Annotated in this window: 23 protein-coding genes; 8 read left to right on the forward strand and 15 right to left on the reverse strand. The window is 71.9% G+C overall.

The genetic code is table 11. The features are described 5' to 3' along the window. Positions 1-24: 24 nt before the first annotated feature. A complete protein-coding gene (locus ACZ4V6_RS30555) occupies positions 25-576 on the forward strand; it encodes a hypothetical protein (RefSeq protein WP_467833701.1) in 552 nt (183 codons plus the stop codon). Between the two features lie 318 nt (positions 577-894). Here the strand turns inward: ACZ4V6_RS30555 and ACZ4V6_RS30560 are convergent, their stop codons facing one another. Both ACZ4V6_RS30560 and ACZ4V6_RS30565 read right to left on the reverse strand, forming a co-directional pair. Beyond that, entirely contained in the window at positions 895-1,170 is a 276-nt protein-coding gene (locus ACZ4V6_RS30560) for a DUF4190 domain-containing protein (protein ID WP_467833703.1), read from the reverse strand. Then, positions 1,161-1,334: a hypothetical protein gene (locus ACZ4V6_RS30565; RefSeq protein WP_467833705.1), complete on the reverse strand. Its 174-nt coding sequence runs from the start codon at positions 1,332-1,334 to the stop codon at positions 1,161-1,163. The genes ACZ4V6_RS30560 and ACZ4V6_RS30565 overlap by 10 nt, the downstream gene beginning before the upstream one ends. Before the next feature lie 292 nt (positions 1,335-1,626). On the opposite strand from ACZ4V6_RS30565, the gene ACZ4V6_RS30570 reads away from it, so the two are divergent. Then, a complete protein-coding gene (locus tag ACZ4V6_RS30570) occupies positions 1,627-2,835 on the forward strand; it encodes a S8 family peptidase (protein WP_467833706.1) in 1,209 nt (402 codons plus the stop codon). Positions 2,836-3,198: 363 nt separating this feature from the next. On the opposite strand, the gene ACZ4V6_RS30575 is transcribed toward ACZ4V6_RS30570, so the two are convergent. Then, a complete protein-coding gene (locus tag ACZ4V6_RS30575) occupies positions 3,199-4,104 on the reverse strand; it encodes an arginase family protein (protein ID WP_467833708.1) in 906 nt (301 codons plus the stop codon). A 698-nt stretch (positions 4,105-4,802) separates the two neighbouring features. Here ACZ4V6_RS30575 and ACZ4V6_RS30580 point away from each other — a divergent pair. Both ACZ4V6_RS30580 and ACZ4V6_RS30585 read left to right on the forward strand, forming a co-directional pair. Next, positions 4,803-5,999 carry a glycoside hydrolase family 64 protein gene (locus ACZ4V6_RS30580; protein ID WP_467833710.1) on the forward strand — a complete coding sequence of 399 codons (1,197 nt, stop codon included), beginning with the start codon at positions 4,803-4,805 and terminating at the stop codon, positions 5,997-5,999. Positions 6,000-6,278: 279 nt separating this feature from the next. Next, complete coding sequence (locus ACZ4V6_RS30585; protein WP_467833712.1) at positions 6,279-7,445, forward strand: alanine--tRNA ligase-related protein; 1,167 nt, start codon at positions 6,279-6,281, stop codon at positions 7,443-7,445. 21 nt (positions 7,446-7,466) lie between these two features. Here ACZ4V6_RS30585 and ACZ4V6_RS30590 read toward each other — a convergent pair whose 3' ends face one another. The 8 genes from ACZ4V6_RS30590 to ACZ4V6_RS30625 form a co-directional block, all read right to left on the reverse strand. Next, positions 7,467-8,072, reverse strand: a complete 606-nt coding sequence (locus tag ACZ4V6_RS30590; RefSeq protein WP_467833714.1) for a dihydrofolate reductase family protein — start codon at positions 8,070-8,072, stop codon at positions 7,467-7,469. 526 nt (positions 8,073-8,598) lie between these two features. Next, the gene (locus ACZ4V6_RS30595) at positions 8,599-9,507 is read right to left on the reverse strand and encodes a TauD/TfdA dioxygenase family protein (RefSeq protein ID WP_467833716.1); all 909 of its coding nucleotides are present in this window, start codon (positions 9,505-9,507) and stop codon (positions 8,599-8,601) included. Positions 9,508-9,547: 40 nt separating this feature from the next. Next, positions 9,548-10,366 (reverse strand): ABC transporter ATP-binding protein, encoded by an 819-nt coding sequence (locus tag ACZ4V6_RS30600; protein ID WP_467833718.1) that lies wholly within the window; start codon positions 10,364-10,366, stop codon positions 9,548-9,550. After that, positions 10,353-11,402, reverse strand: a complete 1,050-nt coding sequence (locus ACZ4V6_RS30605) for a taurine ABC transporter substrate-binding protein (protein WP_467833830.1) — start codon at positions 11,400-11,402, stop codon at positions 10,353-10,355. The genes ACZ4V6_RS30600 and ACZ4V6_RS30605 overlap by 14 nt, the downstream gene beginning before the upstream one ends. A gap of 49 nt (positions 11,403-11,451) precedes the next feature. Further along, complete coding sequence (locus ACZ4V6_RS30610) at positions 11,452-12,306, reverse strand: ABC transporter permease (protein ID WP_467833720.1); 855 nt, start codon at positions 12,304-12,306, stop codon at positions 11,452-11,454. Positions 12,307-12,740: 434 nt separating this feature from the next. Further along, a complete protein-coding gene (locus tag ACZ4V6_RS30615) occupies positions 12,741-12,872 on the reverse strand; it encodes a hypothetical protein (protein WP_467833722.1) in 132 nt (43 codons plus the stop codon). 382 nt (positions 12,873-13,254) lie between these two features. Beyond that, entirely contained in the window at positions 13,255-14,040 is a 786-nt protein-coding gene (locus ACZ4V6_RS30620) for an erythromycin esterase family protein (protein WP_467833832.1), read from the reverse strand. Between the two features lie 194 nt (positions 14,041-14,234). Next, on the reverse strand, positions 14,235-14,687 hold the full coding sequence (locus ACZ4V6_RS30625; protein WP_467833724.1) for a winged helix-turn-helix transcriptional regulator: 453 nt from the start codon (positions 14,685-14,687) through the stop codon (positions 14,235-14,237). Positions 14,688-14,787: 100 nt separating this feature from the next. Between ACZ4V6_RS30625 and ACZ4V6_RS30630 the strand changes: the two genes are divergently transcribed. Next, on the forward strand, positions 14,788-16,125 hold the full coding sequence (locus ACZ4V6_RS30630) for an MFS transporter (protein WP_467833726.1): 1,338 nt from the start codon (positions 14,788-14,790) through the stop codon (positions 16,123-16,125). A gap of 430 nt (positions 16,126-16,555) precedes the next feature. Here the strand turns inward: ACZ4V6_RS30630 and ACZ4V6_RS30635 are convergent, their stop codons facing one another. Continuing rightward, on the reverse strand, positions 16,556-17,323 hold the full coding sequence (locus ACZ4V6_RS30635; protein ID WP_467833728.1) for a DUF1963 domain-containing protein: 768 nt from the start codon (positions 17,321-17,323) through the stop codon (positions 16,556-16,558). A 716-nt stretch (positions 17,324-18,039) separates the two neighbouring features. Between ACZ4V6_RS30635 and ACZ4V6_RS30640 the strand changes: the two genes are divergently transcribed. Then, positions 18,040-20,193: an ATP-binding protein gene (locus ACZ4V6_RS30640; RefSeq protein ID WP_467833730.1), complete on the forward strand. Its 2,154-nt coding sequence runs from the start codon at positions 18,040-18,042 to the stop codon at positions 20,191-20,193. Positions 20,194-20,510: 317 nt separating this feature from the next. Here ACZ4V6_RS30640 and ACZ4V6_RS30645 read toward each other — a convergent pair whose 3' ends face one another. Both ACZ4V6_RS30645 and ACZ4V6_RS30650 read right to left on the reverse strand, forming a co-directional pair. After that, complete coding sequence (locus ACZ4V6_RS30645) at positions 20,511-20,924, reverse strand: DUF8189 domain-containing protein (RefSeq protein ID WP_467833732.1); 414 nt, start codon at positions 20,922-20,924, stop codon at positions 20,511-20,513. Between the two features lie 172 nt (positions 20,925-21,096). Beyond that, positions 21,097-21,324 carry a hypothetical protein gene (locus ACZ4V6_RS30650; RefSeq protein ID WP_467833734.1) on the reverse strand — a complete coding sequence of 76 codons (228 nt, stop codon included), beginning with the start codon at positions 21,322-21,324 and terminating at the stop codon, positions 21,097-21,099. 378 nt (positions 21,325-21,702) lie between these two features. On the opposite strand from ACZ4V6_RS30650, the gene ACZ4V6_RS30655 reads away from it, so the two are divergent. Then, positions 21,703-22,092 (forward strand): hypothetical protein, encoded by a 390-nt coding sequence (locus tag ACZ4V6_RS30655; RefSeq protein WP_467833736.1) that lies wholly within the window; start codon positions 21,703-21,705, stop codon positions 22,090-22,092. 138 nt (positions 22,093-22,230) lie between these two features. On the opposite strand, the gene ACZ4V6_RS30660 is transcribed toward ACZ4V6_RS30655, so the two are convergent. Continuing rightward, positions 22,231-22,683 (reverse strand): winged helix-turn-helix transcriptional regulator, encoded by a 453-nt coding sequence (locus tag ACZ4V6_RS30660; protein WP_467833737.1) that lies wholly within the window; start codon positions 22,681-22,683, stop codon positions 22,231-22,233. A gap of 590 nt (positions 22,684-23,273) precedes the next feature. On the opposite strand from ACZ4V6_RS30660, the gene ACZ4V6_RS30665 reads away from it, so the two are divergent. Next, complete coding sequence (locus ACZ4V6_RS30665) at positions 23,274-24,152, forward strand: SDR family oxidoreductase (protein WP_467833738.1); 879 nt, start codon at positions 23,274-23,276, stop codon at positions 24,150-24,152. The last annotated feature ends 188 nt before the right edge of the window (positions 24,153-24,340 follow it).

Raw genomic sequence — 24,340 nt, forward strand, 5'->3', positions numbered from 1 at the left:
CAAGCAACCCTGGAGCAAGCGGCCGTGACGACCGTGCACACCGAACCTTCCACCGAGCGCGTCCCCGGACGGTCCTGGACCGTCCGCATCGTCGGCCACGGCCGAACCTCCGCCTCGGTCACCTGCAGCACCGAAGCGTGCCGGATGCCGCCCCGCTCCGAGGACCTCGCCGGCCTGCGGGCGTTCGCCGCCCGGCACGCCGCCGCCCACGCCAAGGCGGCCACCGTCCGCCCCCACGCCTTCTGTCACTGCGGCGCCCAACGCTGCGGCGCCCACCCCGACACCAAGACCCACTGCGCCGGCGCCGTCCTGCTCATCCTGCGCCACGACCCGGTCATGCGCCGCGTCTGGAGCGTCGAAGAGGTCTGCGAGACCTGCGCCCCGCTGATCCCCAACGCCACCGTCCTGGCCCGCGCCGAACGAGTACGCCGCACCCCCGACCGCCCCACCGCACCGGTGCCGGCCCCCGCGCCGTCGAGCATCGCGGGCGGCTTCTCCTCGCCCGCCGCCCTCGGCGCCGGCGAGCCCGCGCCCGTGCGACGCTCCCGGCCCCGGCGGTCCGGCCAGGGACGCTGAGGCGCGAGGTCCGCGCCGGTGACTGAGCCGCTGCTCCACCTCGTCCCGCCCCGCCCCGCCCGCTGAAGATACGGGCCGGTGTCCCCCTGCGAGGCACCGCCGGGAAGGTTCGATCGCCGGTGTGCCCCGCGCCGTGCGGAAGGGCCGGCTGCCGGTGGACAGCGGCGGTCACCCTGCTTTCGTCGCCGGTGGCGAGCAGGTCGAGCAGAGCACCGCGCGGTACGGCCGGCGGCAGTGTGCGGTGGACGGCGCCCTCCTCGGCGTCCCGCCCGGGCCGGGGCGTCGCCGCCGATGGCCGGGAGGCGCGGGCGCGTCGCCTCAGCCGCTCAGGACCGACCACGGGGAACCGTCGTGCACGAGCACCGGGACGGCGAGCACGGCGAGGTCGGCGATGCCGAGGCTCAGGCCGAGGCGGGCGCGGAAGCGGCGTGGGGTGCCGCGGCGCAGGGCGATGGCGGCCAGGGCGATGGCGATCGGGCCGAGGACGATGTTGAGGACGAGGAGCCCCACCAGCCCCAGGACGAAGGAGGCCACCGCCATGCCCTCGGTGTCCCTCAGTCCTGTGCGCCGGGACCCCTCCGCGGTCAGTCGCACGTCCGGGCCCTCCTCGTGTGGCGGCGCTTGCGTTCACGGGTCGTGAAGACGAGGAGCCACAGGAGGATCCCGGCCCCGAGTACCACGACGACGGGCCAGGGCAGGTACGCGGCCGCGCCGACGAGGACGCCCAGCAGGAGCAGGGCGACAACCAGGAAGAGCATGCTCAACCTCTCCTTGCCCAACGGTTCATGACACACCGGTGTACCCGCGGGTAGCCCTCTCACGCCTACCGTCCGGTTCCACGCGCAGCCTCTTGTTGTGTCGTGCGCATGGCAAATTTATTGACGCTTCGTCAACTCCCTTGCCGCTCTTGGCGGACCTCGGCAAATCTTGATCGCAGTCCGGAGCGGAACGCCACGCCCCGCCCGGCAGGGGTGCGCGATCACGCGTGCCCGCCCCCACAGACGCGCGCCCCACCCGTGCGCGCGCCGCCAGGAGGAGGAATCCCTCGCAATGGCACAACCGCGTAGCAAGAGAATACGGTTCGCCGCGATCGCCGCTGTCGCGGCGACCACCTTGGCCGGCGGTCTCACCGCCGTCCCCGCCCAGGCCGCTCCCGCCGAGGGCGAGGTGATCGGTGCCGGTTCGCCCACGGCGGTCCGGGACAGCTACATCGTGACGCTGCGGAAGGACGCCGGATTCAAGGCCTCCTCGACCACGGGCAAGAACCTGGTCGAGGAGTACGGCGGCAGCGTGAACAGGACCTTCGGCAGCGCGCTGAACGGCTACACCGCCACGCTCTCCGCGACGGAGGCCAAGCGCCTGGCCGCCGACCCGGCGGTGGCGGCCGTCGAACAGAACCAGCGGGTCGGCGTCACCGACACCACGCAGTCCGGCGCGCCGTGGGGCCTCGACCGCATCGACCAGACCTCCCTGCCGCTGTCCCGCACCTACACCTACCCGGACAGCGCCGGCAGCGGTGTGACGGCCTACGTCATCGACACCGGCGTACGCATCACGCACCAGCAGATCAGCGGCCGTGCCGCCTACGGTTACGACGCCGTCGACGGCGACACCGACGCCGCGGACGGCAACGGCCACGGCACCCATGTGGCCACCACCATCGCCGGCTCCACCTACGGCGTGGCCAAGAAGGCGAAGATCGTCGCCGTGCGGGTGCTGGACGACAACGGATCCGGGACGACCGCCGGGGTCATCGCCGGCATCGACTGGGTGACCCGGAACCACTCCGGTCCCTCCGTCGCCAACCTGTCCCTCGGCGGCGGCGCCTCCGCCACGCTGGACGCGGCCGTGCGCACCTCCATCGCGAGCGGCGTCACCTACGCGGTCGCCGCCGGCAACAGCAACGCCAACGCCTCCTCGTACTCCCCGGCCCGGGTCACCGAGGCCCTCACCGTGGGCGCCACCACCAGCACCGATGCCCGGGCCGGCTACTCCAACTACGGCTCCGTGCTCGACATCTTCGCCCCGGGGTCCTCCATCACGGCCGGCTGGCACACGGGCGACACCGCGACCAACACGATCTCCGGCACGTCGATGGCGGCCCCGCACGTCGCCGGAGCCGCCGCGGTCTACCTGGCCAACCACGCCTCCGCCACCCCCGCGCAGGTCGCCACGGCCCTCGTGAACGGGGCGGCGACCGGCAAGGTCACCAGCCCCGGCTCGGGTTCGCCCAACCGGCTGCTGAAGCTCGTACCGTGACCGCCTCACCCACGATCCGACCGTCGTGAGCACCGTGCCTCGGAGGCCGCCCCGTCTCCGAGGCACACCGCTGCCCGCCCGACGGATCATGTGCGAGCCGGGAGCCGGTCGTCATGAGCGCCGCGCCCACGCCGCCGACGGGAGCGCACCGGGGTCACGGGACGATGGCACGGGGCTTCCTCCTCGTGCGACCGCGACGGGCGACGCGGCGTGTCCGCACAGCGGACCGCCGACGAGGCGAGCGCCGGCCAGAAGGCGCACGTCACCGCCTCCGTGGTCCGGCGGCCCGTCGACGCCGTCGGTGGTGGCCCCGCGCCGGGATGGAAACCGGTCACCCGACGGCCGCCGTGCCCGGGGTGCGGCTCAGTCGGTGGTGAAGGCGGCCACCACCAGGTCGGTCAGGAGGGTGCCCGCGCTGCCGTCGGGGTCGAGGTCGGGGTCGTAGATGGTGATGTTCAGCCCCGCGCAGTGCGGGGACCTGACCAACGGGCGGAGCAGGGCGGTGAGTTCGCCGGGCAGCAGGCCGTCGGGGTCCGGGCTGTCGACCGCGGGCATCACCGACGGGTCGAGCACGTCGGCGTCCAGGTGGACCCAGAAGCCGTCGAGGGCCGCCGCCCCGAGGCCGGCGGCGGCCGCGGCGCCCAGGTCGGCGGGGTCGGTGCGGCGCAGGTCGGAGACGGTGGCGACGGGAACCTCCAGCCGGCGCAGTTCGGTGACGTCCTCGTCGTCCACGAACGCGTCCCGGATGCCGAACAGCCGGACGTCCTCGTCCCGGAGGTAGGGCCGGAGTCCTTCGAGATCGGTCAGGTCCTCCTGCCCGCGCCCGGTCGCGAGGGCGAGTTCCTCGCCGCCGGCGGCGCCGATCCGGTCGGAGGTGCCCGGGTGACGGAAGTCGGGGGAGGCGTCGATCGACACCAGTCCGTACCGGCCGAGGCGGCGCAGGGCCAGCGCGGCGCCGAGTTGGATGGAGCAGTCACCGCCGAGGACCAGGGTGAAGCGGCCGGCGGACACGTGCGCCTCGATGCGGTCGGCGAGGGTGCGGGTGTAGGCGGCGATGGCGCGTGCGTTGAAGACGCCATCGCCCTCCCGCCAGTCGCCCCGGTCGTAGCGGGGCGGCACCACGACGCCTCCTTCGAGGGCACCGAGCCTGCGTACGATCCCGTTGTCCCGCAGCGCCCCGGCCAGCTTGTAGCAGCCGGGGACGGTGCCGGGGGACGGCGGGCGCAGGCCGAGGTTGGAGGGGGCGTCCATGACCATGACGGTTCGCATGGTGCCATCCTCGCCGCCGGGTGAGTGGTCTTCAACAGGTCTTCCGCGAGGCGGTCGTCGTTCATCGGCCGGGATCCCGACCGGGCGGAGTGACGCCGCTCTGCGGACCTGTGACCGCCCCGACCGGCTGCGGGCCGTTGTCGCGGGCGTTGTTGACGGCTGTGGAGACGCACCGGCCCCACATGGGGCGACTGTCGCGCACCCTCCGTGCCGTGCGCGACCGCACGGTCCGCCGTGACGCGCGCCGGGGCGCCTCCGTCCCGCCGTGCCACCGCTTCAGGCGCGGCGCGCCGCCGCTGCGCCGGTCGGGCGAGACCGGCCGGGGTGTCTGTGCGGCGGCCGTTCCGGGTAGCCGCGCCTCGGCATGATGTGTCGCCGTGCGGGACCGCGCACCGGCGGGCCGGCGCCCGGTCCGGTCGCCGAGGAAGGGCGCCCACGGGGAGACTGCCGTCGCCGGCATCCTTCCGGTCGGGTTCGCGCCGGTGCTCTCGGCATCCCGCGCTCCCCGGCCCGCGGGCGTCGTGCCCGGGCTCCAGCTCCGACGCGGCGTCCCCGGCTCTCCTCCGGGCGGGATCCGCCGCCCGTTCCGCCACGAGCACGCTCCACAGGAGTTGACATGCACGCGGCGTGACGGGACGCTGAGAGCGCTCTCACTCACTGGTACGGACCATCCCCCCACACCCGCACGGAGGTGGAGAGTGCTGTCGTCCTTCACACGCGGACTGCTCGCCGTGGCCGGCATCGCCGGGCTCACCGGCGCTCTGCTCACGGCCGCCCCCGCACCGCCCGCGAGCGCCGCGGTCCCCGAGACCATCCCCCTGACGATCACCAACGACTCCGGCCGCGGCGACGCCGTCTACGTCTACACCCTCGGCACGTCCCTGACCTCGGGACAGCAGGGCTGGGCGGACGCCGCCGGGACCTTCCACGCCTGGCCCGCCGGCGGCAACCCCCCGACACCCGCACCGGACGCGTCCATCCCCGGACCGGCCGCCGGACAGACCAAGACCATCCGCATCCCCAGACTGTCGGGACGCATCTACTTCTCCTACGGCCGCAAGCTCGACTTCCGGCTGGCCACGGGCGGCCTGGTGCAGCCGGCCGTGCAGAACCCGAGCGACCCGAACCGCGACATCCTGTTCAACTGGTCCGAGTACACACTCAACGACTCGGGTCTGTGGCTCAACAGCACGCAGGTCGACATGTTCTCGGCCCCGTACTCCGTCGGCGTGCAGCGCTCCGACGGCGGCGTGCTCACCACCGGCAAGCTCAAGCCGGGCGGCTACCGCGGGGTGTTCGACGCGCTGCGCGCGCAGCCCGGCTGGTCGGGCCTGATCCAGAAGCGGTCCGACGGCACCGTCCTGCGGGCGCTGTCGCCCCTGTACGGCCTCGAGACCGGGGCGCTGCCCGCCTCCGTCCTGAACGACTACGTCGACCGCGTCTGGCAGAAGTACACGACGGCCACCCTGACGGTGACCCCGTTCGGCGACCAGCCGGGCACCAAGTACTTCGGACGCGTCTCCGGTGGCGTCATGAACTTCACGAACGGCGCCGGAGCGGTCGTGACGAGCTTCCAGAAGCCCGACGCGTCCAGCGTCTTCGGCTGCCACCGGCTCCTGGACGCCCCCAACGACGCGGTGCGCGGCCCCATCTCGCGGACGCTGTGCGCCGGGTTCAACCGCTCCACGCTGCTGACCAATCCGAACCAGCCGGACACCTCGGCGTCCGGCTTCTACCAGGACCCGGTGACCAACCACTACGCGCGGATCATCCACGAGCGGACCACCGACGGAAAGGCGTACGCCTTCGCCTTCGACGACGTGGGCAACCACGAGTCGCTGGTGCACGACGGCAATCCCGCGCGGGCTCGGCTGACCCTCGCGCCGTTCGACTGACCCGCACGCTCCGTCGGTTCCCCGCGGGAAAATCCCGTGCCGCAAGGGGCAGGGGGCCGTATCCTCATCGGCATGAACGTCATCGGCCGGAACATCTTCGCGACCGCGCGAGCGACCAGCTCGCCGGTTGCCGCCGCCTGACCTTCCCCCCTCCCCACCGGCGACCGGAAACGGCCCGTCGGTGGTCACGTGGCGTCCCGACGCCCTCGTCCCGGTGCGACGATCTCCCGCGGTCCCGTTCTCCGGCGCCTTCCCGTTGTCGCGCGAAGGAGCCGTCCCATGAACACCGAGCAGATCGTCCGTACGTTCGTCGAGTACTACGAGGACCGGGGTCACCACCGGATCAGCGGCTCCACGCTGCTGCCACCGCCCGGTGACCCGGTCCTGTTCACCACCTCGGGCATGCATCCGCTCACCCCGTACCTCGAGGGCCGCCCCCATCCGCTGGGCCGGCGGCTGGTCGACGTGCAGCGCTGTCTGCGCACCACGGACCTGGACGAGGTCGGTGACCGCACCCACCTGACCGTCTTCGAGATGCTCGGCACCTGGTCGCTGGGCGACTACGGAGGCGTACGCAGCCTCGACTGGGGCCACCGGTTCCTCACCGAGGGCCTCGGCGTCGATCCCGGGCTGCTGCACGCCACCGTGTTCGGGGGCGACGACCAGGTCGGTCCGGACACCGCCTCCCTGGAGCTGTGGCAGGAGCGCGGCGTGCCCGTGGAGCTCACGGTGGAGGACAACTGGTGGTCCAACGGGCCCGTCGGCCCGTGCGGCCCCGACTCGGAGATCTTCCTGTGGACCGGTGACACCCCGCCCCGCTCGACCCCCACGGGCGACCCCCGCTGGGTGGAGGTGTGGAACCACGTCATGATGCGCCACCGCCGGCTCGACGACGGCCGGCTGGTGCCGCTCTCCCAGCACAACGTCGACACCGGGCTGGGTCTGGAACGCCTGGCCTCACTGCTCCAGGGCGAGCCGTCGGTGTACGACGGCGACGTCTTCGAACCCTGGCGGCGGCTGGTGCCGGGGCTGTGGCCGCTGGACGAGCCGTCGTTCCGTCTGGTCTGTGACCACCTGCGGTCGGCCGTCGTGGTCCTCGGCGACGGCGTACGCCCGGCCGCCACGGGGCGGGGCTATGTGCTGCGGCGCCTGGTACGGCGGGTGCTGACCCTGCTGTGGCGGGACGATCCGTCCCGTCGGCTCGGTGACCTGCCCGTCGAGTTGATCTCGCACACCCTCGACCACTTCCGGCAGACGGAGGACCCCGCCCTCGTACGCCGGATGCTGACCGAGGAGGAGCGGCGATTCGCCCGTCTCCTGGAACGCGGCCGTCAGGTGCTCGCCCGGCCCCGCTTCCGGGGGCCGCTGGACGACGAGGACTTCCGCCGTCTCCACGACACCCATGGCCTGCCGCGGGAGCTGGTGACGATCCTGCGGCAGGGGTGATCACAGCGGGGAAGGGCGCGGCTAGTAGCTGTCGTGGGCCGGCTCTCCGTTCGGCCGGTAGACACCGACGACGGTGCCGCCCTTCGTCGTCGAGACGCTGACCGGCTCCAGTGCGGTGGGGATCGCCCCCTCGGCGAACAGCCGCTTGCCGGTGCCGATGATCACCGGGTGGATGGTCAGCCGGTACTCGTCGACGAGGCCGTGCTGCATGAGGGTCTGGGCGAGGTCGCCGCTGCCGACGACGTTGATGTCGCCGCCGTCGGACGTTTTCAGCGCGCGCACGGCATCGACGACGTCGCCCTCCAGCAGCGTGGAGTTCTGCCACTCGACGGACGCCAGGGTCCGGGACGCCACGTACTTGTGCATGCTGTTCATCCGCTCGGTGAACGGGTTGTCGGGATCGGCGGTCGGCCAGTACGACGCGAAGATCTCATACGTCTTGCGGCCGAGCAGCATGGCGTCGGACGCCTCGTACCACCCGGCGATGGCCGTGCCGACCTCCTCGTCGGCCACCGGCTTCTGCCATCCCCCGTGCTCGAAGCCGCTCTCGGCGTCCTCGTCCGGTCCGCCCGGCGCCTGCATGACGCCGTCCAGCGTCAGGAACGTGCAAACGATGATCTTGCGCATGGGGTGCTCCCTTCGTCGACGGATAGACCGCACGGCCGACGAGAACTCATCGGCGCGAAGTGGCCGGCAAGCGCCGGTCCGGCGCCGGCGGGCATACCGAAGGGGTGGTCCTCACCGATCCTGCCCTGAGCGCGTCGGCGACCCCGCCGGAGGAGTCGAGGACGCCGCCCGGCTGTTCCGCGACCTTGTCGGGCCGTAAGCCGCCAGTCCTGCCGGCTCGCGCACGGACTCCTTGCGCGGCTCGCCGGCGGTGGCCACCCCGCCCGGGCCCGCGGGGTCCGGCACCCAGGCCCGGAGCGGCTGCTGGGCCGGCAGGGCTGCGGAGCGGTGCGGCCCGGGACGGCCCGGGGCGCGGGCTTCTCGAGGGAGCAGGCCATGAAGCAGGCCGTCCGCCGAAGGATCAGCGGGGTCCGGGCGCCGTCGTGCGGGGCGTCGCAGGAGACGGGGGAAGGTGTCGGTTCAGGCTCGTCCGTGATGCCGCGCGCGCCGGCCCGGCCGGCGCGCGCGGTCACACCGGCGCGGTTCCTCAGGACGCGAGGGCGGCGCCGCCTCCGGGACGCGCCGTTCCCGGGCCCACGGGCGTGTCGCCGCGCAGGGTGATGCGGTGCATGACGCGGTGGTGGTCGCCGTAGTCGCGGTTGGCGTAGTGGGCCGTGCTGCGGTTGTCCCACAGGGCGACGTCACCGGGCTGCCAGCGGTGGCGCACGACGTGCTCGGGCTTGGTGAGGTGGGCGTAGAGGATGTCGAGGACGCCCCGGCTCTCGTGCTCGGAGACGCCGACGATGTGCGAGGTGAAGCCGGGATTCACGAACAGGCCCTTGCGCCCGCTCTCGGGGTGCACCCGCACCACCGGGTGCTCGACCGGCACGAGTTCGGTGAACGTCTCGCCCTCCCAGAGGTTTCCTCGGCCCTGCCGGCGCTGGGCCAGGTAGTAGCCGAACTCGCGGCTGCCGTCGTGGACGGCGGTCAGGGTGTCGACGTAGGTCCGCAGGCCCGGTGACAGCGAATCGTAGGCGAGCTGGCTGTCGGCCCAGTTGGTGTCACCGCCGGTGGGCGGCAGCACCACGGCCCGCAGCACGGAGATCGCGGGTGGCCGGCGGACGAACGTCACGTCCGTGTGCCACACGTCGGCGAACCCGTTGTCCTGACTGTCCAGGCTGTACACCTCGGGCGCCACGTCACCGGAGTCGTGGACGGGGTGGCCGACGGTGACCTCGCCCAGGCGCCTGCCGAAGTCGATCTGCCGTGCGTCGTCGAGGCCGTCCTGGCCCCGGACGAACAGCACCTTGTGACGTACGAGTGCTTCGCGGAGCGCGAGGACCTGGTCGTCGTCGAGGCTGCCGAGGTCGATGCCCCGGACCTCGGCGCCGAAGCTCGGGCCAAGCGGGGTGATCGGCAACCGCTCCGTCCGAGGACGGGCGCTGAGGATGCTCATGTGTGTGTCCCTTCTGCAGTTCTTGGCGTGGATACGGCGGTCAGCCCGCCGCCGCGGTCCTCACGGCGTGCGAGACCCGCGTCCGCAGCTGCGCGAACTCGCGTGACTCGCGCAGTTCCTCCGCGTCGATGTCGCCTCGCGGCAGGCCGATCGGCAGGTCCAGGGCGACGGTCCCCGGTCCCTTGGTCAGCACGACGATGCGGGAGCCGAGGAACACCGCCTCATCGGCGGAGTGCGTCACGAACACCGTGGTCCGTCCGGTCCGGGCGGCCACCCGGCGGACGTCCTCCTGGAGCCGTTCCCGGGTCAGCGCGTCCAGGGCCGCGAACGGCTCGTCGAGCAGGAGGAGGGGGCTCTCCGCGGCCAGTGCGCGGGCGATCGCGACGCGCTGCTGCTGGCCGCCGGAGATCTCCCAGGTGCGCCGCTTCTCCGTGCCTTCGAGACCGACCCGGTTCAGCAACCGCGCCCGCCGCTCGGGCCGGTGGGCGCGATCGACGCCCGCGTACCGCAGGGCGAGATCGACGTTGCCCCCCACGGTCCGCCACGGGAACAGCCGCGGCGTCTGGAACACCACGCCGGCCGCCGTCCCGGGCCGCGGTCCGACGCCGGCCACCCGCACGGTGCCGCGGGTCGGCCGCTCGAATCCGGCGATCAGTCGGAGCAGCGTGCTCTTGCCGCATCCCGAGGGGCCCACCAGGACGAGGAACTCACCGGCGGGGACGGTCAGGTCGACGGGCCCCACGGCGGTGACGTCCTCGCCGCCCCGGCCGTACCGGTGGACGACGCCGTCGAGCCGGACGGTGCCGTCGGCTTTCGTCGTCGTGTTCGGGGCGGCCGTCGTCGTCTCACTTGAGGACATCGGGCAGCCCCTTGAGGTAGAAGGCCTCGCGGACGGCGTCCGCGGACGGCGTGGCGTCGATCTGCTTCTGGCCGGCGAGGAACTTCGCGGTGTCGGTGACGTAGGACAGCAGCTTGCCCGGGCTGCCGTCGGTGCCCAGCCAGTCGGCGGAGGTCACCTGCTCCGGGGTCAGGAAGACGCCCTGGGCGAGTTGGGCCTCGGCGTCCGCCGTGCTGATGCCGAGTTCGGCCGAGACGGCCTTCACGGATCCGTCGGGGTCGGACTCGAGCAGCCGCAGGGCCTCGGCCTCGGCCTTCCGCCAGGCGTCGATCGCCTTCGGGTCCCTGGCGATCAGGTCGTCCGACACCACGGCCAGGTCCAGGGTGGGCTTTCCCGCGCTGCCGATCGTCTTGCTGCTGGTGAGCTGGGTCCCGGTCCTGCGCAGTTCGTCCAGGGTCGGCAACCAGACGTAGGCGGCGTCGATGTCCCCCCGTTGCCAGGCGGCGAGGATGGCCTGTGGCTGGAGGTCGACGAGCTTGACGTCCGAGGTCTTCAGGCCGGCCGCCTCCAGCGCCGCGAGCAGGCTGTAGTGGGAGGTGGAGGCGAAGGGCGTGGCGACGGTCCTGCCCTTCAGGCCGGCGACATCGGAGACGCCGGTGTCCTTGCGGGCGAGGAGGGCCTCGTTCTCACCGGCCACGTCGAGGATCCACGCGACCTTGTACGGGATCGGCGAAGGTCCGGACAGTCCCCGGGCGAAGGGGCTCGACCCGAGGGCGGCTATGTCGAGGGACTTGCCGAGGAAGGCCTGGTTGACGCCGGCCCCGGAGTCGAACTTGATCCAGGTGATCCTGTAGCCGGGCAGCGCCTTCTCCAGCAGCTTCCTGTTCTTCACGATCAGGTCGCCGCTGGGGAAGGCGAAGTAGCCGATGCGCAGTCTCCTGGCACCACCGGACGAGTCCCCGCTGTCCGAAGAGCAGCCGGTGACGGCCGCGGAGGCGACGGCGAGGGCGCCGGCGAGCAGCAGCCGGCGGGAGGGACCTTGGGGGACACGGGACATCATGGAGCCGTTTCTGTGCACGGGACGGGGAGGTGGAGGTGCGGGCCGGTCACACGCGGCCGCGCCAGGGAACGACGGCGCGTTCCAACCGCAGCAGCAGACCGTCGATGACCAGGCCGGAGACGCCGATGGCGATGATGCCGACGAGCACGACCGGGGTGTTGTTGTAGTTGGCGGCGTCCTTGACCATGCCGCCGATGCCGGGCAGTCCGTTGACCAACTCGGCGGCGACGAGCGACGAGTAGGCCACGCCGACGGCCAGCCGGATGCCGGTGAGCGTCTCGGGGAGGGCCGAGGGGACGAGGACGTCCTTGACGACGTCCCCTCGCGAGGCGCCGAGGGCGCGGGCCGCCTCGACCAGGGCTCTCGGCACGGCGGCCACGGCCGTGGTGGTGGACACCGCCACGGGCGGGAAGGCGGCCACGGCCAGCAGGGTCACCTTCGGCTCCTCGTCGATACCCAACCAGATGACGAGGAGCGAGAAGTACGCGAGCGGCGGCAGCGTGCGCAGGAAGGTGATCCAGGGTTCGAAGAGCGAACGCAGCCAGCCGACGGTGCCCATGAGCAGCCCGAACACCACTCCGGTGGCGATGCCGATCCCGGCCCCGATCGCTATGCGCCGCAAACTGGTGCCCAGGTGCTCGACGAGGTACGTGCCGTTGTAACCCCGTACGCCGTCGCGTGTGGTGGACACCCTGACGAAGGCGTCCCACACGTCGGCGGGCGGAGGGACCAGTGTCCGGCTCCACGTACCGCTGAGCGCCAGCAACTGCCACAGGACGAGGAACAGCAGGAACGAGCCGACGGGCAGGGCCGCACGGGGCACCCGGGACCGGGCGCGGGGGCGGCGCGGTACCGGCACCTCACCGGTACCGGCTTCTTGCAGTGCTGAGGACGAGGGCATGGGGCGGCAGCCTCCAGGGGACGTCGGAGCACGCGTCTGGTGCACGCCGACGTGGGTGGACAGCCCTGAACGGGAGCAGGTCAGGGTGAAGTGAACAGGCCCGTCACGGAACGCGTGGGCGAAAGCGTCACCGGCTCGGGCGGGACCACCGGCCGGTGGGAAGCGTCAGGGACGCGGGTTCAGCGACAACACGAAGCCGGGCGTCGGCACAGGTCGATGACCAGGCGTCGCACCAAGGGCTCGTGATTCATGGGCCTATTTCTACAACAGCCCGCGGCGGTGCACCAACAGACGTTCCGTATGCTGGACGTTCCGTATCGCGGGGCACGGAGGCGAGCGTCACCGGTGGGCGTGGACCTCGCAGCGCTGCCGGATGCCTCGTATCAGCGGGGGCCGACGTCGGTGGCCGGCGCGAAGGCGGTGCTGAGACGGCGTCAGGCCGGTCCGGTGCCGCCGGATTCCTCGAGGACCTGCTCCCACACGGACCCGATGCGCGCCGCGTCCTCGTCGGCGGTGTCGCAGAAGGCGACCGGGAAGGACTCGGGCGGCGGGGCCGGTTCGGGCACGGCGGTGCCGCGTACCGTGCGGTGGTGCCGGAAACGGGATCGCCCGCGCGTGCAGGACACCGTCGAGGGCGCCGGTGCCGCCGCACCCGCAGCGGTCCTGGTGCTTCCGTCCTTCGCGGGGCAGAGCCCCGGCCACCGCCCGCTGCCGATGCCGTCCGTGCCTCCCGCGACGGCCAGGGCCTTCACCCGGCCCCTCCTCACGTCGACACGAGGGGCCGGGCACCGGCCTCGTCCACGCTGCCGGGGCCGGCCGCGGCGGTTCCACCCGCGTCATTCCTGCTCCGAGCAGGCTCCGTTCGAAGGCGCCACCCGGTCGCCGGCTCCGTCCCGGCGAGCGGGTGGTCCTCCAGGACACGTGCAGGGCCCGGATCCAGCTCGTCGATCACCGAGGCGCCGGCGCGTATCGACGGACGTCCTTCCTCCGCTCTCCGCTGCTGGGCTCGGACGTGGTGCGGAGCATGTCGGCCGCCCGGACCCGGTGGAGGTGGATGAGGATGTCGTAGGTCCGCCCGAGGGCAAGCGTGGGCAGGGGGTCGGGGGTGAAGGTGGAGCCGGCGTCGTAGGTCGGACGGGCGCGGGCGAGCCAGGTGCGGGCAGCGGCGGACGTGGCCCGCAGGTCGAGGTAGAAGTCCTGGTGCCTGACCCGGTCCAGGGTGTGCTCGTTCATGCCGGGGCGTGCCGCCGGGACGGTGACCGGCTCCCAACGCCCGTCGAGGGAGGCGTCCTTGGTGAGGAAGGAGCCGCCGGCGAAGCTGAAGCCGATTGCGGTGTAGTCGCGGCCCAGGTGGTCGCGCAGCACGGCTCCCTGGGTCCGCGGGTACATGTCCTGATGGGTGGAGAGGTACCCGATGTGGCCGTTGTGGGCCGACAACAGCATTCTGTGGCCGGTGTGGCGCTGCCACCACAGGACGTTGTCGGCCATGGCCTGGTCGCGCAGGCGCTCGGCGGTGGTGACCGAGGCGAGGTCGACGGTGGCAAAGGAGAAGGTCTGCGCGATGTTCCGGGCGTGCTGCACCGTCCACGCGTAATCGTCGTCGCCGGCCGGTCGGTTTCCTGGGGTCGAGCGTGGTTGATCACTCCTCGTGTGCGACGGCTTCCCGGGCCGATGAAGTGATCTTCGTATGCTGCGGCGCGAAGCGCGCTGGGGTGCTCCACCGCTTCCGTGCAGGGGGTAGCCCCGCTGCGGGGCCGGGGGACACCCCCTCTACCAGGGAGGGGCGGAGGCCTGCCGGTGCCGGATCCAGGGGCGGGCGAGGCCCGTGGTGGCCCGGCGCAGCTGTCACGACGCCGCGGACGGGGCGGGGGAGTGCCGGACGGCAGGCGCTGCTCGGCCGGTGTGGCCGCGCCGGTCTCCGGCTCGGATCACCGGGTGGTGATCTTTCGGACGGTGGTGTCGTCGGGGCTCAGCCGGCGTCCGTCGGCAGACAGTACCTCCAGCGGGCGCAGGCGCTGTCCCTGGCGGCGGTCGACCAGTTGTGAGTGCGGTTCGCCGGGTGCGAAGAAGTTCTGTTCGCCCCACTGCCGCAGTGCCACGATGACGGGGAAGAGCGCCTCGCCCTTCGGGGTGAGGGCGTACTCGCGGTAGGCGCTGCCGTCCGAGGCGGGGACGGATTCGAGAACACCGCCGGCGACCAGGGTGCGCAGACGCGCGGTGAGGATGTTCTTCGCCACGCCGAGGCTGCGTTGGAACTCCCCGAAGCGCCGGCTTCCGTCGAAGGCGTCCCGCACGATCAGCAGGGACCACCAGTCGCCGATCGCGTCCACCGACCGGGCGACGGGACAGTCGCTGTCGTCGAAGCGCGTTCTGCTCACCATGGCGCCCCTCGCTCTCTCGTGGTTGCAACATGCTACCAGCCCGGCTACCGTCTCCGCTGGTGGCAAGTTGCAACCAGAATGTGCGGAGGGGTGGATCCGGATGTCCGACAGTGGTGAGGCCGTGACGTCACGGGCCGTGGCCAGGGGCGACGAAGGCTCAGCGTTCGCCCTGTCCCGCGGCGTCGTCGTGCTGTTCGCCGTCGCCTGCGGTGCCGCGGTGGCCAACGTCTACTTCTCTCAGCCGCTCCTGGTGACCATGGGACACGACCTCGCCATGCGCCCGGCACTCGTCGGAAGCGTGGTCACCCTGACGCACGTCGGATACGGGGCGGGACTCTTCCTCCTCGTGCCGCTCGGCGACGTGGCCGACCGCAGGCGCCTCGTCGTGACCCAGCTGCTGCTCCTGGTGATCGCGCTCGCCGCGGTCGCCACCGCCCACACGGCGGCGGTCCTGCTCACGGGCATGGCCGCAGTGGGGCTCCTCGCGGTCGTCACGCAGACACTCGTGGCCTTCGCGGCATCGCTGGCCCGTCCCGCCGAACGCGGACGGATCGTCGGTCTCGTCACCAGCGGCGTGGTCATCGGAATCCTGCTCGCCCGCACCGCGTCCGGACTCCTGGCCGACATGGCGGGCTGGCGCTCCGTCTACTTCGCCTCGGCTTCGCTCACCGCCCTGCTCGCCCTGATCCTGTACCGGGTGCTGCCGCGCCACGACGAGGCTCGGTCGACGGCTCTGCGTTACGGACCACTCCTGCGCTCCACGATCATCCTGTTCGCACGGGAACGACTCCTGCGGCTCCGGGCCCTGTTCGGTCTGCTGATCTTCGCCGCCTTCAGCACCCTGTGGAGCAGCATCGCGCTGCCGCTCAGCGCGGCCCCCTACTTCCTGTCCCCCAGTGCGATCGGGACGCTGGGGCTGATCGGTGTCGCCGGCGCCCTGGCCGCAACCGTGGCCGGCCGCCTGAACGACCGCGGACTCTCCCGGCGGACCACCGGCATCGCCCTGGCACTGCTCGCCGCCTCATGGATGCCCCTGTCCCTCACCCGCAGCTCGCTGGGGGCCCTGATCGTCGGGGTGATCCTTCTCGACCTCGCCGTCCAGGCGGTCCATGTCACCAACCAGACCACGATCTACACGCTGTACCCGGACGCGGGCAGCCGGCTGATCGGCGGATACATGATCTTCTACTCGATCGGCAGCGCCACCGGTGCCATCGCCGCGACCTCCCTCTACGCGGTGGCCGGTTGGGGGGCCGTATGCGCACTGGGTGCCGCGTTCAGCTGCCTCGGGCTCGTACTGTGGGGGTTCACCCGACGCGGCACCCAGGACCGTTCCGACCGTCCGGCCCGTCGGGGAACCGCGCGTCCTGGCACCGGGCGGTGCCGCGGCGGCCCCGACGGACACCGGAACCGATCAGGCGGGCCCGCCGGCCGCTAAAGCTCCGTCGAGGACTCACGGGACGGCCCCGGCCGACCGTCACCAAGCGCTCGCCGCGCCAGGCCGCCGCGCCTGCCGGTGGACCGATCCGGGTACCACGGAGGCGGTGGAGCGGCAGAGCGGGACGATGCGCGAGCTCGACCAACGGGCTTATTCGCTCGCTTACTTGGCGGCCCGCGGGCCCTTGCGAGGCAGGCGCCCGGTCGTCGTGGTGACAAGAAGTCACCTCAGTCGGCGAGTCGGTGGTAGGTGGACAGGCTGGTGGAGATCGACGAGGACGAGGGTTCACCGCCGCGGGCGCTCGCCGCTGTCATCCGTGGCTTCCAGGACCCGGGATACGCTGCTCCGATTCGCCGAACGAGGCCAGCCCCACGGCTCCCGGCCCGCGCCTCGCCGTCACCTCGACCACGTGTGTGGGCAAGGCCGGGCGTCATGCCCTGTCGACGTGGACGTACACGCGATCGAAGCGCAGGGACGACAGGTCCTGACGGCGGATCACCCAGCTGACGACGGGCGAGGCCGGCTCGCGGACCTGCTCACCGCAACGCCAGGTGGCCAGCAGGACCCAGTCGTCGGTGCCCGTTGCGGCGTCGCCGGTCTCGGACTCGCCGTCCCTGACGAGGAGAAGGGGATCGTCGTTGACGACGACAGGGTGGGCGCCGAGTGCGAACGTCCAGGTCGGCCAGGAGCCCCCCACGTGCGTCCAGGCACTCTCCAACTCCTCGGCGAGTTCGTACTCCTCGTCGTCGGGGGAGTCCCACCTGGCCTCCGCGAAGCTCTCCGGCATCGGCGGGGACAAGTGGTGCCACATCGTGCGCATGTCCTGCGACTCGAACGGCCCGGACCCGGTCTCCACACGCCGGACGGCCGCCGGTGTCCCGGCGGGGACATGGCACACCACGTCACTCGTCGGGCCGTGCAGGCCGAGCTCCAGGTCGGCGAAGAACAGCAGGTGGCCCGCTGACGGCAGGGGGAGTCCGGTGACGCCTTGTATCAGCGCGCAGTCGACGCGGGCGATCAGGGGACGGCATGGCTCCGGGGCGCCTTCGGGCAGTACCGGATCACCACCCATCCGCGCCGCGGGCGGCCCGTCACCGCCCTGTGTGAAGAACGTGCCCGGCACAGCGGCCCGTATCCACTCCTCGACCTCCTCCGTCGGCAGCCCACGGGAGGCCGCCTCGGCACGGAAGCGATGCACTCTGTCGGTATTCCAGTCGTCGATCACAGCCACACCCTAGCCAGGAGGGAAGACACCGCAGGGGGCCGCAGCCGCGGCGGAGGTCCACCAGGGCCAGGGCGGCCGACATGACCCCGCGCCCTGGAACCCGTGCACCGGACGCCCCCCGGCACCGAAAGCGCCGCAGGCCGACGACGCCCCGAGAGGGCCCCGAGAACAACGGACACGGCGGTCGTCGCGCACCTGCATGTCGGTACGCGCGTCTGTACCTCTGTGCAGACCGGGCCGCCGACGCGCGGCAGGTCCGGCGGCGAACTGCCACGACACCCTCCGTGAGGTGCTTAGGTTCGAGCCGGAGCAGTGGCGGCGCACTCCTCGGCCCTGCGCTCGTTGGGCGGTGCGGTCCCGGGCGGCTCATGCTCGGCAACGAACCGTCGCCCTCTGGGGGACTTTCGAGCCGACGCCTTGCGAGATGCGCCGACCTGTCCGCGAGGATTCGAGGACAAGGGGGGCCGGGCGGCACGGGTGGGTGGTCCCGGTGCCGCGCGGGTCCGATTCCCAGGGCAGGGAAGGAACAGCGCGTTTCGCCTGCAAAAGTAGTTCGTGCATACTTTTGCAGGCGGGGTAAGGCGTCCAGCCGGGCCGCACTGACCAGGGGATATGCAGACATGGACACCGGTACACCGGTCACCGGCGGCTTCGGCGCGCTTCTGCACCGTCTGCGGACGGAGGCCGGGTTGAGCCAGGAGGAGCTGGCACATGCTGCGGGGGTGAGCGTGCGGGCGCTGTCGTACATGGAGCGCGGACACTCCCGGGGGCCGCAGCGCCGCACCGTGCAGGCATTGGCTGCCGCCCTCGGCCTGGACGAGGCCGGCGCCCGGGAGCTGGAACACACCGCGAGCCTGGGCCGTCTCCGAAGGGCCCGCACCACGGACTCACCACCACCTGCGGTCGTACCGGATGCTGCTGAACAGACCGCCGCTTCCGATCTGCTGCCGCGCGCACCACGTGGCTTCTACGGACGCGCGGCGGAACTCGACGCCCTGTCCCGGGCCGCCGAGGGCGAGGCGCCCGTCTGTCTGGTCGTCGGGCCCGCCGGGGTCGGGAAGACGGCCCTCGTGCTGCATTGGGCCCACCACGACCGTGCCGGGTTTCCCGACGGGCGGCTCTACACCGACCTGCGGGGCTTCGGCGGCACGGGCGAGCCGGCGCTCACGGAGGTGCTGCGAGAGTTCCTGCTGGCGCTCGGTGTGCCGCTCGGCCGGATACCGGAGTCGGCGAACGGCGCAGCCGCGCTGTTTCGGTCGCTCGCCGCTGACCGCCGGCTCCTCGTAGTGCTCGACAACGCGCGAGACTCCGAGCAGGTCAGGCCGCTCCTTCCCGGCGGTCGCCGCTGCGTGACCGTTGTCACCAGCAGGCACCGGCTGCCGGGGCTGATCGTCACTGACGCTGCTCGACCCGTTGCGGTGGATGTGTTCGGCCCGCAGGACGGCACGATGCTCCTCGCCGCGGTACTCGGCACGGAACGGGTGACCGCGGAGCCGGTGGCTGCGCGACGGCTGGCCGAACTGTGCGACGGACTGCCCCTCGCGCTGCGGGTGGTAGCCGCCCGGTTGACGCAACGACCCGGCTTGTCCCTGGAGGCGATGGCTGCCGAGCTGTCCGACGAGACGCGCAGGCTGAGCCTGCTGGATGTGGAAGACACCGGCGTGCGAGCGGCGCTGCGCGTGACGCTGCAACAGCTCCCGCGGGACGTCTCCCGTCAGTTCGCCCATCTCGGCCGCCACCCCGGCACGCACGTCGACCGGTACACGGCGGCAGCCCTGGCGGACACGGATTCGCCAACCGCCGAAGCCGCCTTGGAGAGGCTGGCCGTCGCGCACCTCGTCACGGAGACGGCGCCCGGCCGATGGACCATGCACGATCTCGTGCGGCTCTACGCACGGAGCCTGGATGTCGCGCCCGAAGCGCTCAAACGCGTCCTCGACCACTACATCACCACGGGCCTCGCGGCCGTGGCGGCGGCCGAGCCCGGCAACGAGGAGTGCTTCCCGCTGCCGTCGGACCACCTGCCGCCCGCCGCTGTCCGGGAGTTCGGTGATCGGTCCGCCGCCGTGGCCTGGTACGCGGCGGAGAGGGACGACCTCACGCTCGCGGTGGCCGCAGCACACGCCGCCGGACTGCACGACAGGACCTGGCGGATCGTGCTGACGCTGTGGCCGCTGATCGTGTGGCGTGTACGGGACGGCTGGGTCTCGCTCTTGGAGACCGGGCTCGAGGCGGCACGGGCCGACGCCGATCAGCACGGCGAGTCACGCGTGTTGAACGTGCTCGGCTGGGTGCTGATCGAGGAAGGGCGCATCGGGGAGGCGCTGACTCACCTGAGGGCAGCCTCTGCGCTCGCCTCCCGGAGAGGCGACCCGGTGGCCGAGGCGAACGCCCTGCTCGTTCTGGCTATGGCGCAAGCGGCACTCGGCGGCCTGGACGAAGCCGCGCAGGGGTGTGAGCGGGCGGTGGAGCTGGCCCGCAAGGCCGACGATCGGACCATCGAAAGACTGGCCCTGCAGCACCTGGCCCGTCATTGGGCCGACGCCGGGAAATGGCGCAAGGCCCTCGACACGGCGACCGAGGCACTGGCCTTCGGTGACCGGTCCGGCACGGCCGACATCCCCCGGATACTGCTGCTCATGGTGAGAGGGGAGGCGCTGCTGGGCCTCGGGGACGAAGCCGAGGGCATCGAGCAACTCGATCTCGCAGCCCGGGAAGCGGAGTCCTCCGGCTACGAGGACGGCGCGGTACGGGCGCTTGGCGTCCTGCTGAGGGTCTCGGCGGACGCGGGGCTCCAGGCACGATACGACGCGGCAGTCACGCGGCTCACGACACGGACGTGAAGCAGGGTGGTCGGCACCCGCACATCCCCGCGGTCAGTGGAGCCGATCATCCGTCGCGCTTTTGACCTGGGAGGCTGCAACCGGGTCGAACAGTTTGCTGTGCGCGGCCCGAAACGGTGACGACCGCACGCAGCGGACGGCCGACGACGCCCCGTCCCGGATCCGTCTGCGGGCTCGCGCCGGCAACGCACGACGGGACGGGACACCGGCCGGGAGCGCGACGACGGCCCCCGTGAGCACTTCCGCTAGCGAGGACCGTCGAACGGGCCGAGGGAGTCCCGACCGGTGCGGTGGGGCCGTACGGCCGGGCGCGGTGATCAGCCGTTGAGCGGGAGGTCGTAGCGGATCCACGGGGACCAGTTGCCGGCGTGGTCACGGTTGCGGCCCCAGTACTCCCCGGTCTCGTCGTAGTAGAACACCCTGAAGGTCCAGGGGTCGCTGGTGTCGTAGTCGTAGGCGCGCGCCGTGCTCGACGCCCTTCCGCCCATGGACATCCATCCCGACCAGTCCCCGTCGGAGTCGGTCCAGCGGGTCCACACCGCACGGTCGGTGCCGACGACGAACTCCTGCTTCCTGCCGTCGGGGAGCTTGTAGCTGGTCACGTCGTACTCGCAGAGGTAGACGCCGCCTCCGCGCGAGCAGTTGCCCGCCTCGGCCGGCGTGGCCACCACCGCGACACTCGCGACCGCAGCGGCCGCGAGCAGGGCTGCCTTGAACTTGTGGACCAGCATGACTCTCTCCTTCGGACGTGCGCCCGGCCCGTTCGGGCAGGGACGCGGTGCTGACGGCGGACTCTCCGGTCCGTCGTCATTCCCCTACTGAGCTCATTGGCGTGATGGCACTGGATGGCTGACGGTGTGTGGGGGTTTTCACTGGTCGGCCCGGTGCTCCGAACGGGACCGCTCAGGCGCGTGGCGTCCGCCGGCCCACGGCCAACTCGCTGTGCGACGCGGCGAGATCGGAATCGGCCAGCCGGTCGACGAAGACCACGGTCGCGTGCGGGGTGGGGACGGAAGCGGGCCCTCCGCGGTCCGCCTCGGACGCCTGACCGGTGGCCGCGGCCACAGTCACGATGACGACGCCACCGGTCACGGCCATGGCACCGGCAAGCGAGGTGATCTTCCGCTTCATGTCAGTTCCTGCCTTTCGCTCTGCTCGACATTTCCCGCTCTTCATTCCTGGACCACCGAGGGGGCCGGGCCGGGGCGCTGTGCGTCGGCGGTGGGGTCGTCCGCCGGTGCGGGGCGGCGCCCCTGCGGCAGGCACAGTCGACCACGGCGAACGGGTACGGTCCCAGGCAGTTCCCCCTGCAAAAATACGGTCGGCTTTCTTCTGCCGGGCTTCACATCCGCCGCTCCTGCGTGCTGCCCTACCGGCTGAGCCGCGCCGCGCTGATCTTCTGGGCCTGGACGACCGCGCCGTGGACGGGCAAGCGGTATCGGAGGCGGAAGCTTCACATGTGACCCCACGGACCGGGCATCCGGCCTGTATGCGGGAAAGGGGGCATGGATGAACTCGGGGCTGGAGGTCTCACTGGCACGCGGCGGCGCGGATGATCCGTCCGACTGGGCGTGGATCGCCGTGATCTTCGCGCTCTACTTGCTGATCGGCTACGGGTTGGAGTACCGGTCGAAGAAGCGCAGGGGCGCTGCGCGCCCGGCGAAAGCGGCGGCAGAAGGCCTGTTCTCCGAACGTGAGGGCATCGATCCGGGGCAACACCTCGCCAGCCGCATGGTGATGCTGTGCGGCGCTTTGGCAACAGGCTTCGCCGGATTCTTCACCCGGAACGCACCCACGGCGGTGCAGTTCCCGACCGTGGGCGTCGTGGCGCTGCTCGGGATCTTCGCGTGGGCGTACTTCGACCACCGTACGGAGCCGCGCAATGGGAACAGGTCCTGAAGGGTGTTGCATGCCGCAGCCCCGCAGCCCCGCAGCCCCGCAGCCCCGCAGCCCCGCAGCCCCGCAGCCCCGCAGCCCCGCAGCCCCGCAGCCGTCCCCGTCCTGGGCACACGCTGCTCCGGGCACCGCGGCGGAGATTCAGCCGGCGGCCTCGCCTTGTCCGTGGTCGTACTCGTGGCGATGGGTGAGGACCTCCTCCATGTGGCCCTCCGCCCATTCCTTGAGCCCCCGCATGACTCCCTGGAGCGAGTGGCCGAGAGCGGTCAGCTCGTAAGTGACGGTGACGGGCACCGTGGGGATCACGGTCCTGGTCACCATTCCGTCGCGCTCGAGCGCGCGCAATGTCTGCGTGAGCATCTTCTGGCTCACGCCCGAGATCCGGCGGGACAGCTCGGAGAAGCGCATGGCCCGCGGCTCGCCGGCAGCGCTCTGCCCGGGGCGCGGGCCGTCCTCGCCGAGCGCGGCGAGGACGAGGGCGACCCACTTGTCGGAGATCCGCTCCAGGAGCTGCCGGCTGGGGCACATCGCGAGGAACGCGTCGTACTCCCGCTTGGCCACGGCCCGCCGCTCGGAGGCGGTGCTGGTCGCCATCGGTCAGTCATCTCCTCAGCTCGGTGACTTACGCACTTCGAGGTGCCTACTTCCCCCTGGAAACGGGGTTCTTCCATGCTGGTTTTCCCGCACGGGGACGGCACGACCCCAGAAAAAGGGAGTAGATGATGAGCGAGATGACTTCTCGGCGAGTCGTGGTGCGCGTTCCGTCCGGACCCGAGTCGATCGAGACCGTCGACGTGCCGGTGGCCGAGCCGGGGCCGGGGGAGATCCGCGTCAAGATCGCCGCGGCAGCGGTCAACCCGGTCGACCTGGGTGTGGCCTCGGGCGTCTTCCACCGGCTCGGAATGGTCCACCAGCCGGACTGGACGCATCCCCGACGCCCCGGTCGACGATCCCCGGCTCCGACCACGGCTGCGTGCGAAGGGGCTGCGGGAGATCGCGCCCGGGGCTTCCGTCCTCGTTCCGGGAAAAGCCGGAGGCGCCTGCGCCCGTCCCCCGCGGTCCCGGCATGCATCCCCGCCCCCCGGGTACTCCCGCGGCACGGCCCGTGCCGCTGAAGCGCGAGCGGCACGCCGGCCGGCTCCCACCGGCGGTGAGCGAACGAAGAACACGAGGAAAGGTGAACAGTGAACGATCCGCAGCACCCCGCGGAACAGTACCCGCAGCCCGACTTCCCCGCCCAGGAACAGCCGCATCCCGGCTGGAGCGGGCCGATGGACCCGCCGCCCGACCACGGCGAGGAGTCGTACCGCGGCACCGGGCGGCTGACGGGCCGCAAGGCCGTGATCACCGGCGGCGACTCCGGCATCGGGCGGGCCGTCGCCCTGGCGTTCGCCCGCGAGGGCGCCGACGTGCTGTTCACCCACCTCGACAGCGAGAAGGACGAGGCGGCCGAGACCGCGCGCTGGGTGGAGCAGGCGGGCCGCAGGGCCGTCCCCCTGTCGGTGGACATCCGCGAGGAGGACAACTGCCGGACGCTGGTCGGGCGGGCGGTGGAGGAATTCGGCAGGATCGACATCCTGGTGAACAACGCGGCCTACCAGATGTCCCAGCCGGACGGCATCGAGGCCATCTCCACCGAGCAGTTCGACCGGGTCATGCGCACCAATCTGTACGGCATGTTCTGGGTGACCAAGCACGCCGTGCCGCACATTCCGCAGGGCGGCAGCGTCATCAACAGCGCCTCGGTGCAGGCGTACAAACCCAGCCCGCATCTGCTGGACTACGCGATGACCAAGAGCGCGATCGTCACCTTCACCCAAGGGCTCGCGCAGATGCTGATCGACCGGGGCATCCGCGTGAACGCCGTGGCGCCGGGACCGGTGTGGACCCCGCTGATCCCCGCGACGCTGCCGGACACGACGGAGTTCGGCAAGCAGGCGCCGATCGGACGGCCCGCGCAACCGGCCGAGATGGCGCCCGCGTACGTGTTCCTCGCTTCGCAGGAGGCGTCGTACATCACGGCGGAGATCGTCAACGCGACGGGTGGGACACCGCTTCCCTGACCCCGGCCATCCAGCGGACCACGCCGCCGGGCCACTCCTTCGGCCCCCGGAGCGGGCCGAGTCCACCGTTCCGGCCCGACGCCGCTCGGCGACCGGGCCCCCGACGGCCTGCCGGCGTCAAAGCGCGGTCCGCGCTGCCACCCGTTGGGGTCGTTTGACCGTCCATCGGCAGATCGTGCGCGCGCAGC

Source organism: Streptomyces sp. NPDC029152 (assembly GCF_055564355.1).

Bases quoted from the DNA above. Each gene is read 5' to 3' on its own strand.
- ACZ4V6_RS30610 (WP_467833720.1), bottom strand. From the start codon at position 12,306: ATGCCCTCGTCCTCAGCACTGCAAGAAGCCGGTACCGGTGAGGTGCCG.
- ACZ4V6_RS30605 (WP_467833830.1), bottom strand. From the start codon at position 11,402: ATGTCCCGTGTCCCCCAAGGTCCCTCCCGCCGGCTGCTGCTCGCCGGC.
- ACZ4V6_RS30575 (WP_467833708.1), bottom strand. From the start codon at position 4,104: ATGCGAACCGTCATGGTCATGGACGCCCCCTCCAACCTCGGCCTGCGC.
- ACZ4V6_RS30595 (WP_467833716.1), bottom strand. From the start codon at position 9,507: ATGAGCATCCTCAGCGCCCGTCCTCGGACGGAGCGGTTGCCGATCACC.
- ACZ4V6_RS30590 (WP_467833714.1), bottom strand. From the start codon at position 8,072: ATGCGCAAGATCATCGTTTGCACGTTCCTGACGCTGGACGGCGTCATG.
- ACZ4V6_RS30625 (WP_467833724.1), bottom strand. From the start codon at position 14,687: ATGGTGAGCAGAACGCGCTTCGACGACAGCGACTGTCCCGTCGCCCGG.
- ACZ4V6_RS30565 (WP_467833705.1), bottom strand. From the start codon at position 1,334: ATGCTCTTCCTGGTTGTCGCCCTGCTCCTGCTGGGCGTCCTCGTCGGC.
- ACZ4V6_RS30570 (WP_467833706.1), top strand. From the start codon at position 1,627: ATGGCACAACCGCGTAGCAAGAGAATACGGTTCGCCGCGATCGCCGCT.
- ACZ4V6_RS30645 (WP_467833732.1), bottom strand. From the start codon at position 20,924: ATGCTGGTCCACAAGTTCAAGGCAGCCCTGCTCGCGGCCGCTGCGGTC.
- ACZ4V6_RS30660 (WP_467833737.1), bottom strand. From the start codon at position 22,683: ATGGCGACCAGCACCGCCTCCGAGCGGCGGGCCGTGGCCAAGCGGGAG.
- ACZ4V6_RS30585 (WP_467833712.1), top strand. From the start codon at position 6,279: ATGAACACCGAGCAGATCGTCCGTACGTTCGTCGAGTACTACGAGGAC.
- ACZ4V6_RS30630 (WP_467833726.1), top strand. From the start codon at position 14,788: ATGTCCGACAGTGGTGAGGCCGTGACGTCACGGGCCGTGGCCAGGGGC.
- ACZ4V6_RS30650 (WP_467833734.1), bottom strand. From the start codon at position 21,324: ATGAAGCGGAAGATCACCTCGCTTGCCGGTGCCATGGCCGTGACCGGT.
- ACZ4V6_RS30655 (WP_467833736.1), top strand. From the start codon at position 21,703: ATGAACTCGGGGCTGGAGGTCTCACTGGCACGCGGCGGCGCGGATGAT.
- ACZ4V6_RS30600 (WP_467833718.1), bottom strand. From the start codon at position 10,366: ATGTCCTCAAGTGAGACGACGACGGCCGCCCCGAACACGACGACGAAA.